The sequence below is a fragment of the Chryseobacterium sp. JUb7 genome, from assembly GCF_024806495.1.
Taxonomy (GTDB): Bacteria; Bacteroidota; Bacteroidia; order Flavobacteriales; family Weeksellaceae; genus Chryseobacterium.
Genome location: NZ_JANUFF010000007.1, coordinates 89,852 through 106,515 on the forward strand (window position 1 = coordinate 89,852; position 16,664 = coordinate 106,515).

A 16,664-nucleotide genomic window follows, 5' to 3' on the forward strand; every position below is an offset into this window, starting at 1 on the left:
TGTTAAATTCTTACATTGTTAAACTGATTTATTATTTTAATTTTGTGGCTATGAACTTTATTAAAAATAATCTTGCCAATGCTATCACACTGGGAAATCTTTTCTCAGGATGCGTAGGAGCTATCCATCTTATTCTTGGTGATTATCAGACAACTGCTATCTGTATTATTCTTTCATTGATTTTAGATTTTTTCGATGGTTTTGTGGCCAGAGCATTAAAATCCAACTCTAATTTGGGTGTACAGCTTGATTCTCTTGCTGATATGGTGAGTTTTGGTTTGCTTCCCGGATTAACGATGTATGCCGCTTTAGAACCTTTCGGAAAAATATTTCTGGGAATGGAATTGCCTTTTGAGATTAAATATTTAGGATTAATCGTTACTTTATTCTCATGCTTAAGACTTGCTATTTTCAACCTGGATGAAGATCAGAAATACTATTTTAAAGGACTGAACACACCTTCCAATACCGTTTTAATATTCGGATTATATTATGCCTTTAAAGAAATAGGAGCTTTTGCTTTTTTATTTGAAAACTCATTATTTTTGGTATTATTGACAGTCGTTTGTTCATGGCTTTTGATCAGCCCGATAAAAATGATCGCTATGAAGTTCAAATCAATGAAACTACAGGACAATTATCCGAAAATAGCCCTTTTAATAGGTTCAGTTATTATTTTGATTATTTTTAAAACCGTCGGTATCCCGATAGTGATTATTTATTATATTTTAACATCAGTTATTTTTCAAAAACAGCTTAATTAAGTTATACGTTTTGAGTTATTCGTGATAAGTTGAAAAATATGCAACTTTCTTTTAACTCATAATTCATAACTTTCAACTCATAACTTACAAAAAATGAATTTAAAATTACATAAACCGCTTTGCGTCTTTGATCTCGAAACTACAGGAACGAATATCGGAAAAGACAGAATTGTAGAAATCTGCATCTTAAAAGTAAACCCTGATGCATCGAGAGAGAGCAAAACATGGAAAGTAAATCCCGAGATGCCAATCCCGAAAGAATGCAGTGAAATCCACGGAATCTACGATGAAGACGTAAAAGATGCCCCTACTTTCAAAGAAATAGCTTCAAAAGTAATGGAAATGATTACGGGTGCAGACCTGGGTGGTTTTAATTCAAACAGATTTGATGTTCCGCTTTTAGCTGAAGAATTATTAAGAGTAGGAATGGATTTTGATTTAAGTAAGTTCAAATTAGTGGATGCACAAACCATCTTCCATAAAAAAGAACCTAGAAACCTGGGTGCTGCCTATCAGTTTTATTGTGGAAAAGTATTAGAAAATGCACACTCTGCAGAGGCTGACGTAATGGCTACTTTTGAAGTTCTGGACGCTCAGGTAGGCAAATACGATGATATTCCGAAAGAAATTGCAGCATTAAGTGAGTTTACCTTCCATAATAAAAATGCAGATTTAGCAGGTTTCATCGGATATAATGATAAAAATGAGGAGGTTTTCAACTTCGGAAAATATAAAGGACAAGGCGTAAAAGCTGTTTTCCAGAAAGATCTTGGATATTTCGGATGGCTACAGAATGCAGACTTTCCTTTGTATACGAAGAAAGTTTTCACAAAAATCCAGCTTTCTGGTAAATTTTAAAAAAATGAATGATTTAGTTAAATTTAAATTCTACGAAACCGCTCTTCAGGCTAACAGAGATAAACAAATCCTGGCTGAAAACGGCATCAACAGCTTTATTGCGAATGAGCAGCTTATTCAGTCTGACTGGCTGTTGGCTCAGGCAGTAGGCGGAATTCAGCTGCAGGTTTTTCAGGAAGATCTTGAAAAAGCCAAGCAAACTTTGGAGGATTATAAACAAAATGAAGAATTTTCACTGGAAGTAGAACATACAATTGAAAATTCTGAATTTGATTTTGTCTGTCCAAAATGCGGATCAAACCATATCTACCGGGACGACAGTGCCACAAGTTTTTTCGGAGTTTCAATTTTAACGAGTCATAAATTTATTTGCTATTATTGCGGGAATGAGTTTACGCGTTAAATAAATGCTTCGACAAGCTCAGCATGACATCTCGGACACGAATGTTCTCATTGAAAAAACAAAGTGAGGTGGGAATTTGAGTTTAAACGCAAAGGTTTTTAAAGTACCATGACTGTCTTTTGATCGCAAAGGCGTTTACTCAGCAATTGTGCAGTACGTTTTTAAAGAATCTAAACTTCACGTGTCTTTCTGAAGTATTAAATTAACAAACGAAATTCCCCTCCGGAGGGGTAACGAAAATTTCAAAGAAATTTTCGCCGGGGTGGTTTTCAACAACATGAATCTCTAGCCCCGATTGCAACGGCATCCTTTTGTGCAGCTTAGCGGAACAAAAGATATAGTGGAAAGCGGGAAACAGCTCCTAGAAAATAAATAAAACTATTCAAAATAATTAAAGAGTTCAAAAAAATAAAGTGAAAATAATTGTGAGATTGCTTCTGCGCACTCGCTTCTCGCAATGACAAAATAAAAAGTTATGAAAATTATCTGCATAGGAAGAAATTATAGTGAACATGCAAAAGAACTAGGAAATGAAATCCCTGAAAAACCAGTGATTTTTATGAAACCGGATACTGCCGTTCTGAAAGGAAATGATTTTTATATTCCTGAATTTTCAAATGATGTACACTATGAACTGGAAGTTGTAGTGAAAATCTCAAAGGGTGGAAAATACATTCAAAAGGAAGTTGCCCATAAACATTATGAAGAGATTAGTTTAGGCATTGATTTTACAGCAAGAGATCTACAGAGTGAACTTAAATCAAAAGGTCTTCCATGGGAACTGGCCAAAGGTTTTGACGGTTCAGCAGTGGTAGGAAATTTCTTTAAAAAAGAGAATTATAACCTTGAATCTTTAGGGTTTTCATTATTAAAAAATAAAGAAACAGTTCAGGACGGAAATACAAAAGATATGATGTTTACGATTGACGATATCATCGCTTTTGTATCACAGTATTTCACATTGAGAGTTGGAGATTTAATTTTCACAGGAACTCCGAAAGGAGTCGGAAAGGTTGATGAGAATGACATTCTTGAAGCTTACCTGGAAAATGAAAAAATTCTTGACATCCGAATATTATAAGTAATTAAATTCTGATTTTTGGCATAATTTTCCTATCTTTAATTAACAAAATTAAAGGTTATGATAAATATTGTATTGCCCGTAGATTTTGGGGACAAAACGGAACAGCTTGTAGATGGTGCAATAAAATTTGCAAAACAGGTACAGGGTAAACTTTTTCTGATTCATGTAGCACCTTCCGATATTGGTTTTGCCATAGGTGACATGGGATTCCAGTATTTCCCTGAGGTGGAAGAAAATGAAATAAGAGAAGAACTTGTTCAGTTAAATAAAATCGAACAAAGAATTATAGCTCAGAATGTAGATTGCGAGCATCTTCTGAAACAAGGTATTGCAAAAGACATTATTTTGGAATATGCCAAATCCAATAACGCAGACTTTATTGTCATGGGTTCTCACGGCAGAAGCGGTATTTATGATGTTTTTGTAGGAAGTCTCACCAAAGGAATTACCAAAGATTCCAGTATTCCTGTTTTAGTACTTCCGATTCACGAATAAACGTAAGAAATTTTAATCGTTAATATAAAAAAACCGACCAAATAAAATATTTGATCGGTTTTTTACTATATAACCAATTAATTAACCTTCTTTTTTGTAGATGTTTGGATCGTAGTAAGGGTGTTTCCCTTCCGTTGGAGAATAGTAGTCTTTATCTTTATCGCCACCCAGCGTTACTACTAATACGTAGCACCAATAAGTAAACAGCACACAGCATACGATAAATAAAATCCAGTTTAAAACGTTTCCAAAGGTATCGTAAAAACCGAAAGACCATTTGAAAACTTTACTTAAGAATAGAAAGAAAGACGTCATTATTTTCCTTTTTTAAATTAACTTTGTACAAATTTATAAAAAATGTTTAAATTACTTTCAAAAGAAAGCAATATTTTTTCAATTCCTGTTTATATTGGTTTTCTTCTTTTAGTAGTAATAATATTTAACTTCCTGAACTTCAATACATATGAAGGAATTATTGCCGGAATTACTTTTCTGGGAATTGCTTTGGGATATTTTTGTTTTCACAGTATTGCGCTTAATTATCAGACGCATCTGCCTTTATTCTTATATACTTTTTTTATTTTCGGACTTTATCCCGGAAATATGGATATAGGAATTGCTGTTTCCCTGCTTACCAATTCTTTTCTTTTATTGCTGCTCACAAGTACCAATGAGGATCTCAGAAAGAAATCGTATGTTTTGGTAGGGTCAATTGTAGCCCTGAACTTTATCTTTCTACCAACGACCTGGCCAATGGCCGTTTTTGTGATCGTACACGTTATTGCGACTTCAGAAAGAATCAGTTTAAACATTTTCAGATTTTTACTAGGTATCTTATTAATAGCATTCAGCTATTTTTCTATCATGTTTTTCCTTGATTTCACTTCATGGAATATTGATTATTTTCCTTTTGGAAAAATGAAACCTGTAACAGATTATACGGATGTAATACCATTAATCCCGATTGTACTGCTGCTTATTTACGCAGTATATGACCATTTTAAAAACTATAATAAAAAGAGCCCGATCAGCAGATACAAATACACCTTTTTACTGGTATTCTCTGTAGCTCAATTGATTACTATTATTCTTTATATGAATAAAAGTTATGAATATTTACTACTTTTGGCATTTCCTTCCAGTATTATTTTAAGCAGAATGCAAAGGTTTTTGCCTAAATACTGGATGCAGGAGGTAAGTTTATGGCTTATCATTATTAGTTTAATTACTTTTAAAGCAGGTACTTATTTCGATTTATTTTAAAGATTATGATTCAGATTGACGATAAATTAATTTCTGAGGATATATTTTCCGAAGAATTCGTTTGTAACCTTACAAAATGTAAGGGTGCATGTTGCGTGGAAGGAGACGTAGGTGCTCCGCTTGATAAGAATGAACTGGAAATTTTAGAGAATATTTTTGATAAAATTAAACCTTATCTGACTCCGGAAGGCATTAAAGCTGTAGAGGAAATAGGAACATGGACTACCGATCCGATGGATGGAATGTATGTGACCCCCATGGTAGAAGATCGTGAATGCGCTTATGTAACTTTCGATGAAAAGGGCATTACAAAATGTGGAATTGAAAAAGCATACGAAGACGGTGCGGTTGACTGGCAAAAGCCTATTTCGTGTCACCTTTATCCGATCCGTGTAACAGAATACTCTACATTTACAGCTTTAAACTATCATGAATGGGATGTCTGTAACGACGCCTGTGCTTTAGGAAAAGAATTACAAGTTCCGATCTATAAATTCCTGAAAACACCTCTAATCAGAAAATATGGTGAAGAATTTTACGGTGTTCTGACAGGAGCAGCCGAAGAATGGAAAAAAGAATACGGATCTTAAGGAATTTAAGATAATAAAATAAACAGGCTTCCCGACGGGAAGCCTGTTTATTTTATTATTTTTTAGCCTGGATTGATACCCAACCTTTATTTAAACCGTCTTTTCACGACTTTCTTGGTATTTATTAACATTAATTGGATGCACCTGCTTTGATGACAGCTGGTTGAGTCTCCTCCTTTTTAGTATTTTCCCAACCATCTTCAGGCATCAGTGTTGCCACGATTTTGCCTTTTGAAAGATATTTCTTAGCTACATCCTGAAGATCTTTTACGGTTAACGCCTTTACTTTTTCCTCATAATTCAGAATTTCATATTTATCACTGCCGTCCAGTTGATTTTTGGTAAGTGCATTTAACCAGTAAGAATTATCTTTCAGGCTTGTCTTATGATCATTGAACTCCCCTTCTTTGTATTTATCAAGATCTTTCTGCTCAGGACCTTTATCAATTAATTTTTGAAGCTCAGCCAATGCACTTTTTGTCAGTTTATCAGCATTTTCAGGACCACATGGGAAATTGATGCTGAAACTGTAGTTGCTGTAAGGAACTTTATACATTCCGCCTCTGGCGCCGCCTCCATAAATTCCACTTTCATCTTCTCTCAGCTTTTCAATTACTTTAATCGTTGCTACTTCCCCCAAGGCTTCCAGTGCCAAAGCTTCTTTTTCATTATAAGGAGCTTCTCCGCTATAGGCAATGGTTACCATACTTTTAGGATCTTTCCCTTTCTTGTATACTTTGCTGTAATCCCCGTTTATTTGTCTGTATCCGGTATCTTTAAAGGCCGAAGCTTTCCCGGTTGACGGTAGGCTTGCAATATATTGTACCACTTCATTTTTCAGGGTGTTGGCATCTACATTTCCTACAAAATAAAAATGGAAATTACCGGCATTGGCAAATTTCTCTTTATAGATGTCATATGCTTTCTTATAATCTGTATTTGCCCAGTCTTTATCCAGAGGTACAATTCCGATAAATCTCGGATTTTTTTGATTCATAAACTTAGCATGCTCACTTGAAAAATAAAACTGAGGATTCGACAGCAGATTATTCAACATGGCAGACTGTTTTGTTTTGTATGCATTAAAAGCATCCGGACTGTAATTTAATCCTGTGAAATAAGCATATACCAATTCCATTGTCGTTCCTAAATCTTTCCGTGTAGTTCTTCCCGAAATACCCTCTGTAAGATTTCCTATTGAAGGATTTACAGAAACCTGCTTTCCTGCGAGATAATTGGTGAGATCAGCTTTTGAATATCCACTTACTCCCGCTTCGGTTAATGCCTGAAAAGCAAACTGTGTTTTATTGTAATCCGCATCAGAAATTAGAGAACTTCCTCCCAGACTTCTTGCTGTAAATACAATTTCGTCATCTTTAAAATCGGTTTTTTTGAACGTTACTTTTGCACCGTTACTTAAAATCCATGTTATTGTACCTAATTTTTCGTCGGTTTCGGTTTTCGCAATTTTGCCTTCAGATTTGAAAGGTTTAATCAAATTTTTAATGGTTGCTTTTTCCTCATAGGGTTTAAGATCAGCTATTTTTACGCTCTCAAATGTATTTAAAACCATTGCTTCCGTAGGCATGGCCACATTATCTTTTTTAGGTCCAGTCATGATAATAACACGGCTGTCGTCTTTCACCATTTTTTTGATGATCTCATTGGTCTGAGCCAATGTTACTCCCGGGAGGAATTTTTTATTTTCTTCATATTCCCACGAAACTCCAGGCATCGGTTCATGCTCCAAAAAGTTTCTCACATATTCATCTACCAACATATCACTTTCTGTTTTGTCGCGATTGTTATAAGACCTTTCAAGATTTGATAATACCTGAGATTTTGCTCTGTCTAATTCTGATTGAGTGAATCCAAATCTTTTTGCCCTTTCAACTTCGGTCAGAAGTACATTAAGCCCATTAAGCTGATCTCCCTCTTTGGTCATTGCAAAACCCTGAAAAGCCTCTTTACTTCTCGCATAGGTTCCTCCATGATAAACAGAACCAAATGTGAAGGGCGGATTATTGGAATTGATTAATTCTCTTAACCTGTTATTCAACATTGTGGTGGTAAGATTTTCGATGAGGCTTTGATTATACTGCTCTACTGTTATATCCGGCTGATAGGCTTCTGCATCTTTCATTACAAAACGTACCATCGAATTTGTAGCATCAGGATCTGTCTCAATTGCAACCAGTGTCTGCTTATGATTAGGAAGCTCAAAATTCTTTCTTTCCCTAGGTTTGGAAGGATTTTTATATTTACTGAAATTATCTTTAATTTTTTTCTCCACTTCATCTACATTGATGTCGCCTACCACCACGATCGCCATCAAATCCGGTCTGTACCAGTCCTGATGAAACTTTCTGATCACATCCGGTTTAAAATTCTGGAGAACATCCTTTGTTCCGATAGGAAGTCTGTTTGCATATTGAGAATTATACAAAAGCTTAGGCAGGTATTTATCCATCATCCTTTTATCAGCGCCTAACCCCAGTCTTAACTCTTCTAGAACCACTCCTCTTTCTTTATTAATCTGTTCATCTGAAAGTGTAGCATTGAAAGCCCAGTCTTCCATCACCTTAAGGCCGGCGTCAAGGTTTCCGGGTTTATCTAATGGTACCGGAAGCATATAGACTGTTTCGTCAAAACTTGTATAGGCGTTAAGATGCTGCCCGAATTTCACACCGATTGACTGTAGGAAATCCACAAGCTTATTATCCGGAAAATTCTTCGTGCCGTTGAAATTCATATGCTCCATAAAATGGGCAAGACCTCTTTGATTTTCATCCTCAAGAATAGAACCGGCATTGATAGCCAGTCTGAAGTCCACCTTTTTCTCAGGCAGTGTATTTTTCTTGATATAGTACTTCATTCCGTTTGAAAGAGTACCTGTTTTTACAGAAGGATCTGAAGGGATGTTCTGTGCGAAACCATTTGCAGAAATCAAAAAGACAACAGCAAATGACAAAAGCATTTTTCTCATATTGTTTTGGTTATTAATTTATTATGATAAAAGTATCATTTATTCACAAAACGAAGAAGTGTTTAAAATATTATTTAAAGTTAAATTCAGTTAAATGAGTGTTAAATTTTTCTTCAACAAAAAGGCCGGATAAAAATCCGGCCTTGGTATATTATATTTACAATAGATTATTTGAAATCAGCATCTGTAACTCCTGAGTTAATCGTAACTTTCGTTGTTTTGATTTCTACTTTCTGACCATTTCCTTCAGCCTGAATTTCTGACGGGAATTTAATCCCATCTACCGTCATATAGCTTTTCATAACTGCACTTCCTTCTGCAGAAGTAGATTTATACAATAATCCTGTAGAAGCATCAAAATAATGTTTCCCTTTATCAGAATTCAGTACATTATAATCTTTACCATCCACTTTCTCAATCGTAACAGATGTAAAACTTGCAGGATCGAAACCTAGAGCATCAATTGTTCTGCTTTTTTTAAGATCAGCAATTTTATCTGCAGGAATAGGATTTTTTGTACCCATCTGATCAAAATATCCTTTTTCACCGTCAAAAAGCTGAACCATTTTCTGTCCCATTACAGACTGCTCAGATTTGAACTTATTGCCCATTTTTTTTGTCGTCATGGTCACCTCCATTCCCTGTACAGTAAGAGTATTATCAACAACAGTAGTTTTTATAGCTTCCAGTTTATCTTTTCCACCCAGAGCTTTAAGATAATTATCAATAACTTCTTTAGGAGTAAGTTTAGATTGTACAGCTTCAGTTTTTGCGGGTGCAGGAGTAGCTGCAGCGGCTGTTTTTTGTGCTGCAACCGATGTTGAAAAAAGTACGGCACAGAAAAACGGAATGATGATCTTTTTCATATACTAAGTTTAGAACGTAAATATATGAATATTGACGTAAATAATAATTGTCAATAAAAAAAACCGTCAAAAATTTGACGGTTTTCAAATATTTATATAAAATAAATTATTTTTTAAGTTCTTCTAAAAACTCATCGTGAGAAATCACAGTTTCTTTTTTAGTCGCTTTTTCTAAGATAACATCTTTTAGCTTAGTCATGGCAACTTCAGAAGAAATTTGTCTTACCTGCTCTTGGTCTTTCAACATCTCAACAGCATATTTCTGGATTTCCTCATCACCTAAGTGGTGGATTCCATAGATAGCCAATTGATTTCTAACCAATTGTTCAGCTTGTGCCAAAACATCAGCATAGTCTAATTGAATTTCGTTATCAGTCATCAATTTTCCTTCGATGATTTGATATTTCAATTGGTTTTTCTCTGCTTCAAGGATTTCTTTAGCCTGCTCTTCAGATTGGATGTTCTGATTTGAGAACTGTAACCATTTCACCAAGAAAGTTTCAGGAAGTGTAACTTCTTCTTTCTCAGAAACCTGCTCCAATACTTTATTTACAAAGTGAACATCAGCATTCTGTTGGAAATACTCATCCAGTTCAGACTTTACTTTTTCTTTCAATTCTTCTTCAGACTTGATGTTTCCTTCACCATATACTTTATCGAAAAGCTCCTGGTTTAGCTCAGCTAAGTTTAAAGAATAGAAATCTTTTACCTTAACCTCAACTTCGTTGTGGTGTAAGTGCTCAACTTCTTCTTTGCTGAATCCTAGTTCTTTAGCCAATTCTTCATCACCAGCAAGAGTTTCTTTAGAAACCTTTACAGATCCGTCCATTTTCAAAGACTTTACCAGTTTGAAAGCTTCTTTGTTTTCAGCGGTAATAGTAGCGTTCTTTGGGTGGTGGTGGTGCTCTCCTTCAGCATCTTCCTCTACAACCTGAGTGATTTCTAAAGCGATGTAAGAATCTTTAGTGATTTTATCCTGAGGAACCTGCTCAGCGAAACGCTTCTGCATGTTTTCAATACTCTTGTTGATTTCTTTTTCAGAAGCTTCTACTTTGTAGTGAGGCGCTTCATATTTAGCTAAATCTATTGTGAATTCAGGCTCGTACCCAACTTCAAAAGCAACTTCTAACTGATCAGCATTGTAATCGAATTCGTTTACCGGCTGAGGAACAGGCTGTCCAACTAATCTTAGTTTGTTTTCATTCACATACCCGTTCAAAGCATCAGAAACCTGCTTGTTGATTTCTTCAAAAGCAATACCTGCCTCATATTGTTTTTTAACCATACTCAAAGGCACTTTCCCTTTTCTGAAACCAGGAACTTGTGCATTTTTAGCATAATTAATCAATTGTTTTTCAACTTTTTCCTTATAGTCAGATTTTTCCAATGTCACTGTAAGCAATGCACTTACATCATCATGGTTTTTTGCAGTAACCTTCATTATTGATTAAAATTTTAGGTTGCAAAAATATGAAAATTTTATGAAAATCACTCAATTAAAAACAACTTAAAACGCCAAATATTGTTAAATAAAAACCCACCGAAAAATTCAGTGGGTTTTTATTCCGGTTATAAGGATTATTAATTCGTAATCTTATAGTTAGCCTGAGCATCAGTTTCACCTCCTGTCTGAGTTCCGAATACTACTCCGTTTCCGCTGGCCTGAGAATCTTCAGAAACGCTAGCCGGCTCATGGTATAAAGTAAGCACCAATTGACTTGTTGCCGAAGTATTCTTCACCGCTTTAGTTACCACCCATTCAGTTTTTAATCCAACACGTTTTCCGTCTCCTCTTGTAGAGCTGGCATCGTCTGTACGGGTTAAAGCAATGTCTGAATTAGGGAAATTAAATACTAAAAAATGCTCATCTTTTGCATCTTTAATTTCCTGTGTAGCATCTTCGTTTCCATTTTTAAATTCGACTTCCACCTGGTAAGTTTTCCCATCCTGTAATACGATAGGCTGAGAACCTCCCGCTCCCATGCTGTAGTTATATGTAGTTGTAGTTTGCGCTGCAACATCTTTTACCTGTAAAAGAATATTCGTAAGATCTTCCTGAGGAATGTCATCTTCTTCTGCAGAACCGTCTCTCTGACAAGAAACCACTGTGATTGCAATAAATAAAACAGCTAATAATTTGATAATATTTTTAGTATTGAATAGTTTGTTCATTTTAAATAATTTTAAGGTTGTAAAATTTTAACTTAATAAATTTCGAAGTCTTTAGAATCTGTATCTAAAGTTTAAAATAAAATTCCTTCCTGCCTCATCCGCAAAAAATCTCATCCTGTTTAAATAATCTCTGTACGAAACATTGAAAAGATTATTTACGATAAGTCCGGCAGAAAGATTTTTGCTGATGTTGACTCCTGTCTGAATATTCCAAAGAGAATATCCTCCCGGCGGAGTACTGAAATCAACTGTTTTCTGTACCTCATCTCCGTTTTCATAAACAGGTATTGTTGCATTATGAATCGGAAATCTGGTTTGTGTTAAAAACGTTTGGTTTTCAACGGTGAAATAGAAATTATTCCATTCTGTTTTGCTGAATTGCAATGCATTGGAAAAATTAGGCGGCATCATTAAAATCAGCGGCTCATGATGGGTATCATCCTGACCATAAAGGTAGCTTCCTCTTCCTACATAAGTAAAATTGTCCGTCAGTTTCAGGCTGACATCCAAATCTACCCCATACATTTTCGCATCAATCTGCTGATATGACCAAACAGGAAATACTCCTCTGATGGTATTTTGTACTCCGGTAGGAATTTCATTAATGAAATTTTTAGTAATGAAAAAGTAAGGATTCACAGAGACATTCAATCCTCTGAGAACATTGAATTTTGCATCCGCTGTAAGGTTAAACTGATGTCCCTGCTCATTTTTCAATCCCATATCACCAATTTCAATGACTGCGGCAGAATGATGCAAACCGTCTGAGAACAGCTCAGCAATATTCGGAGTTCTTCCTACTTTAGCATAATTAAACTTCAAATCAAAATTTGAATTCGGACGATACTCCAAGCCGGCATTGAAAGAAACATTGTTATAATTAAGCTGAGGACGCGTCAGAACTCTGTTCTGATTTGTTCTCACATAAAACTGAGGATAAGTATCCGCATATAATTTATCCCAATCACTTTTATCATACCATTTTGTAACATCATAACGGGTGAAATCATATCTGGCACCAGCTTCAACATTCAAACTGCTTGATATTTTATATTTAAAAATAGAATACACCCCTGCAGAATATTTATCATAATTCGGTATCAGACGTCGTGCTTTTGTTGCCGGATCTGAGTAATTATTTTGAAAGCTGGCATCAATTCCTGTTTCCAAAGACCACTTTCCTCTTTCCAGTAAATCATTAAGATTAAGCTGATGCGTCATTAGTTCCAAATCCAGAGACGGAACTTCATTCAATTCACCTCTTCTGATATCATATTCCTGTCTGTGATTATACTGATAGCTGTAGGTAGCCGATAATTTTCCTATATTTTCAAATCTTTTGAATGCGGAAATCTTTGCAATATGATGCTCAATAACCTGTTTTGGATTGTCGATATCATAACTGAAGTTTCCGGTATAAATAGGGATTTTTGAAGTCGTTGCATTATAGAAATCTTCATTATTTCCAACGTGGGAACCTCTGTAAATTCCTATATTCTGGTTTGTTAAATAATAATCAAATGAAATTCCCCTCTCATAAGTATTATTCTGAACCGTAAAGTTGAATGAAGAAAAATCCATTCCGGTGTTCATCAGATTATAATCCGGAGCATGCTGATCTCCCAATTTTTTGATGCTTCCCCCTGACTTTACAGCCCATCCGTTTTTCCATACTTTAGCCACATCTACGTCCAATCCCAGACCTCGACCATTGGAAATCCCGGAAAGTCCCACTGAACCTTTGATGGTATCTTTTTTAGGAAAAATCTCTGATTCCATGACTACGACTCCGCCAATGGCATCGCTTCCATATTTCAGAGCAGATGCTCCTTTTATCACATCGATATGCTGAAAATTATTGATATCAACATTCGGTGCGTGCTCTACTCCCCATTCTTGTTCGGCCAGCCTTACTCCATTATTCATGATGTTGATACGACTTCCATAAAGACCATGAATAATAGGTTTTGAAATATTATTCCCCGTCTTTAGAGCAGTAACTCCCGAAATTTTTGATAATAAATTCCCCAGATTATCGGTAGAATTTTTTTCTATTTCAGATTTATCGAGAGTTTTAACGACCAGAGAGCCGTTCTTTTTATGATTCCCATGTATCGTCACAGTTTCAATATCCTGGCTATGATGTTCCAGAACAATAGATACGTGAAGATCCTGAGTAACTCCTACATTTTCAGTATAATCATTACAATCAGGATGTTTAGCAATGAGAATATAGTTTCCTGCAGGAATTTTATTAAAGGAAAATTTTCCTTTTTTGTCTGTTTTTGTTGTAAAATCTCCAATTTTAACTTCTGCATTTTCCAGCATCGTTTTGTCATGAAAATCCTGAACAGTTCCTTGTACAGTGTAAGTCTGCTGTGCGTTTGTAATCGCCAATCCGCAAAAGATCAGCAATAAACTATAGATCAATTTCATTGTAAATAGATTGATTGCGTACCCTTATAATAAGGTACATTTTTTCGTGAAAAATTTGTTGAATGGGTTTATCATGTACACATAAAATGTACAAGTGTAATAATGCCAATAGTTTAGGTTAAAAAAAAATTAACCTTAAAGCATTAAACTTTAAACCAAAAAAATCTATAATTATGAAATTGAGGGAGGTCCCCTAAGTTGAAAATTGAATTTTGTCTGAGACCAGATTCTTTCCTGAATGTCAATGATAAGTTCTACTTCATGGGTATAACTTTCAAAAGTAAAACTAAATTCTTCAGGAACTAATGTATGTCCGGTCGCTAAGAAATGACACGCCAAACAGTCGCCGGCTTTTTCTTTCGCAATATTTTCTGAGACTGAATGTTCTGATTTTTTAAAATTAAAATTCTTAAAATAATCTACAGAATCATGATGGTGAAAACTTTGAGAAAACAGCGCAATAAAGTATATCCCAAACAATAGCTTGGAGATAAAACTCTTTAGAATTCTGCTTTCTTTAAAAATCATCGTTCAAAATTATGAAAATAAATTAAAAACTTAGATTAAAGTTTTATTAAAATGCTTTATGTAATGTGTAGAAATGATTGGAGTTTTGTTACATTTCTTTTTAAAATATGCTTGAAGATCCTTCGACAGGCTCAGGATGACAATGCTAATACTAATTGCAATACTCCATGTTTTGATGCTTCGATAAGCTCAGAATGACATCGTTAAAAATTCACCACTAATAAAAATAATTAGTATTAAAAATATTATACTGAGCCTGTCGAAGCATCTATTATTTTCAAAAATTAATTCAGTTGGGATCCTAAATGCTCCCATTCCTGTAATGCAAGATCCAGGTCTTCTTTAATTTTATTATATTTTTCCAGTGTTTCTTCAGAAGGATTTTCTTTAGCAAAAGAAGCTTCCATTTCTTCGATCTTGATTTCGAGTTCAGAGATTTTTTCTTCTACTTTTTTTAATTTGTTCTGAAGGTTTTTTTGTTCTTTGCTTACAATAGTTGACTGTTGGCTGTTGGCTACCGGTTTCTCTTCAACTTTCTTTACTTCAGCTTTGGGCTCATCGCTGTGAAGTTTTGCTTTTTCTGCTGAGATTTCTCTGATGCTTTCTTTCTGTCTGAATTCCAGATATTCATTGATATCTCCTAAGAATTCTTTCATTTTACCATCACGGAATTCATAAATCTTATCACAAAGTCCTTGTAAGAATTCTCTGTCGTGAGAAATTACGATAAGCGTACCCTCAAATTTCTGCAGAGCCAGCTTGATAATCTCTTTAGACTGAATATCCAGGTGATTGGTAGGTTCATCCATAATCAACGTGTTGAAAGGACGCAAAAGCAATTTACAAAGAGCCAGACGGTTTCTCTCCCCTCCGGAAAGGACCTTTGTCTTTTTATTTACTGCTTCCCCCTGGAAAAGGAAAGATCCTAACAAATCTCTTACTCTGGGTCTTGTTTCTTCAGTCGCCGCATCTTCCGCCTCTTCCTGAACGGTTTTATTAGGTGTAAGAACTTCTTCCTGATTCTGTGCGAAATAACCGATATTAACGTTGTGTCCAAGATTCCAGTTTCCGGAATAATCTTTAATATCTCCGGCAAGGATTTTTGCCAATGTTGTTTTTCCCTGTCCGTTCTGTCCCAAAAGCGCAATTCTGTCTCCTCTCTGAACGATAAAGTCCACATCATCAAAAATCTGCTTTTCGCCATATGCTTTACCCAGGTTTTCAGCTTCGAAAATCACTTTTCCTGGAACCTGAGACTGTACGAAACGGATATTGAATTTTGAAACATCTTCATTATCAACCTCAATACGCTCAATTTTATCTAATTTTTTAATCAATGACTGGGCAAAAGATGCTTTGGTAGCACTCGCACGGAATTTATTAATGTTATCTTCCATTTGTTTGATTTCCGCATCCTGATTCTTTTTAGCCTGAATCAGTTTTTCACGGCGATCTTCACGCATTACCAAATATTTGGAATAGTTGGCTTTATAATCATCCACTTTTCTGTTGTTCACATCAAAAGTACGGTTACAGACTGCCGTCATGAATTGTTTATCGTGACTTACCAAAAGAATTCCTCCCGGATAATCTTTCAGGAAATTCTCCAGCCAGATGATTGACTCCATATCCAAGTGGTTGGTAGGCTCATCGAGAAGCATTAAATCATTTTTCTGAAGAAGCAATTTTGCTAATTCGATTCTCATTCTCCAACCTCCTGAAAACTCATCTGTTATTTTTTGAAAATCATCAGCTTTAAAACCAAGACCAAACAATACTTTTTCAATATCACCTTCCAAATTATAGGCATCATGATGCATCAAAAGATCATTCAGATCGGTCATTCTGTTGATCAAATCTGTGTAAGAATCACTTTCGTAGTCGGTTCTTACCGTCATTTGGTGGTTTATTTCCTCCAATTCATCTTTCCAAGCATTGATTTGCTCAAAAGCCTGCATCGTTTCGTTCCAAACGGTTCTTCCCTTCACAAAATCAAGATCCTGCTTCAGAAAACCAATGGTAATATTTCCTTCAGGAACCACATTTCCTTCATAGAATGTAATTTCTCCGGAAAGCATTTTTAATAAAGTGGATTTTCCCGCTCCATTTTTACCAACCAAACCAATTTTATCATCCTTTTTAATAGTGAAATTCACGTTTTGAAACAAATAGTTTCCTGAATGATGTAGCCCTAAACCTTGAACAGAAAGCATGTATGA

The 16,664-nt window shown here is 35.2% G+C and carries 15 protein-coding genes; 7 read left to right on the forward strand and 8 right to left on the reverse strand.

Going from position 1 to position 16,664, the window contains the following annotated elements; genetic code table 11:
* Window positions 1-50 precede the first annotated feature (50 nt).
* From M2373_RS14170 to M2373_RS14190, 5 genes are all read left to right on the forward strand, one after another.
* Entirely contained in the window at window positions 51-764 is a 714-nt protein-coding gene (locus tag M2373_RS14170; protein ID WP_259111698.1) for a phosphatidylcholine/phosphatidylserine synthase, read from the forward strand.
* A gap of 93 nt (window positions 765-857) precedes the next feature.
* Window positions 858-1,622 (forward strand): 3'-5' exonuclease, encoded by a 765-nt coding sequence (locus M2373_RS14175; RefSeq protein WP_259111699.1) that lies wholly within the window; start codon window positions 858-860, stop codon window positions 1,620-1,622.
* 4 nt (window positions 1,623-1,626) lie between these two features.
* Window positions 1,627-2,025, forward strand: a complete 399-nt coding sequence (locus M2373_RS14180; RefSeq protein WP_259111700.1) for a DUF2007 domain-containing protein — start codon at window positions 1,627-1,629, stop codon at window positions 2,023-2,025.
* Window positions 2,026-2,500: 475 nt separating this feature from the next.
* Window positions 2,501-3,106 carry a fumarylacetoacetate hydrolase family protein gene (locus M2373_RS14185; protein WP_259111701.1) on the forward strand — a complete coding sequence of 202 codons (606 nt, stop codon included), beginning with the start codon at window positions 2,501-2,503 and terminating at the stop codon, window positions 3,104-3,106.
* Between the two features lie 60 nt (window positions 3,107-3,166).
* Window positions 3,167-3,604, forward strand: coding sequence for a universal stress protein (locus M2373_RS14190; protein ID WP_259111702.1), 438 nt, complete (start codon window positions 3,167-3,169; stop codon window positions 3,602-3,604).
* Between the two features lie 81 nt (window positions 3,605-3,685).
* On the opposite strand, the gene M2373_RS14195 is transcribed toward M2373_RS14190, so the two are convergent.
* Complete coding sequence (locus M2373_RS14195; RefSeq protein WP_259111703.1) at window positions 3,686-3,919, reverse strand: DUF6341 family protein; 234 nt, start codon at window positions 3,917-3,919, stop codon at window positions 3,686-3,688.
* A gap of 42 nt (window positions 3,920-3,961) precedes the next feature.
* On the opposite strand from M2373_RS14195, the gene M2373_RS14200 reads away from it, so the two are divergent.
* On the forward strand, window positions 3,962-4,867 hold the full coding sequence (locus tag M2373_RS14200) for a DUF6427 family protein (protein ID WP_259111704.1): 906 nt from the start codon (window positions 3,962-3,964) through the stop codon (window positions 4,865-4,867).
* 5 nt (window positions 4,868-4,872) lie between these two features.
* Window positions 4,873-5,457 carry a DUF3109 family protein gene (locus M2373_RS14205; protein ID WP_259111705.1) on the forward strand — a complete coding sequence of 195 codons (585 nt, stop codon included), beginning with the start codon at window positions 4,873-4,875 and terminating at the stop codon, window positions 5,455-5,457.
* Window positions 5,458-5,587: 130 nt separating this feature from the next.
* Here the strand turns inward: M2373_RS14205 and M2373_RS14210 are convergent, their stop codons facing one another.
* From M2373_RS14210 to M2373_RS14240, 7 genes are all read right to left on the reverse strand, one after another.
* Window positions 5,588-8,443 (reverse strand): pitrilysin family protein, encoded by a 2,856-nt coding sequence (locus tag M2373_RS14210; RefSeq protein WP_259111706.1) that lies wholly within the window; start codon window positions 8,441-8,443, stop codon window positions 5,588-5,590.
* Window positions 8,444-8,610: 167 nt separating this feature from the next.
* Window positions 8,611-9,309, reverse strand: a complete 699-nt coding sequence (locus M2373_RS14215) for a hypothetical protein (RefSeq protein WP_259111707.1) — start codon at window positions 9,307-9,309, stop codon at window positions 8,611-8,613.
* A gap of 106 nt (window positions 9,310-9,415) precedes the next feature.
* Complete coding sequence (locus M2373_RS14220) at window positions 9,416-10,750, reverse strand: trigger factor (RefSeq protein ID WP_259111708.1); 1,335 nt, start codon at window positions 10,748-10,750, stop codon at window positions 9,416-9,418.
* 140 nt (window positions 10,751-10,890) lie between these two features.
* Window positions 10,891-11,481, reverse strand: coding sequence for a hypothetical protein (locus tag M2373_RS14225; RefSeq protein ID WP_259111709.1), 591 nt, complete (start codon window positions 11,479-11,481; stop codon window positions 10,891-10,893).
* 51 nt (window positions 11,482-11,532) lie between these two features.
* Entirely contained in the window at window positions 11,533-13,917 is a 2,385-nt protein-coding gene (locus M2373_RS14230; protein WP_259111710.1) for a TonB-dependent receptor, read from the reverse strand.
* A 171-nt stretch (window positions 13,918-14,088) separates the two neighbouring features.
* Window positions 14,089-14,445, reverse strand: coding sequence for a hypothetical protein (locus M2373_RS14235; RefSeq protein ID WP_259111711.1), 357 nt, complete (start codon window positions 14,443-14,445; stop codon window positions 14,089-14,091).
* 284 nt (window positions 14,446-14,729) lie between these two features.
* Window positions 14,730-16,658: an ABC-F family ATP-binding cassette domain-containing protein gene (locus M2373_RS14240; protein ID WP_259111712.1), complete on the reverse strand. Its 1,929-nt coding sequence runs from the start codon at window positions 16,656-16,658 to the stop codon at window positions 14,730-14,732.
* Between the last annotated feature and the right edge of the window lie 6 nt (window positions 16,659-16,664).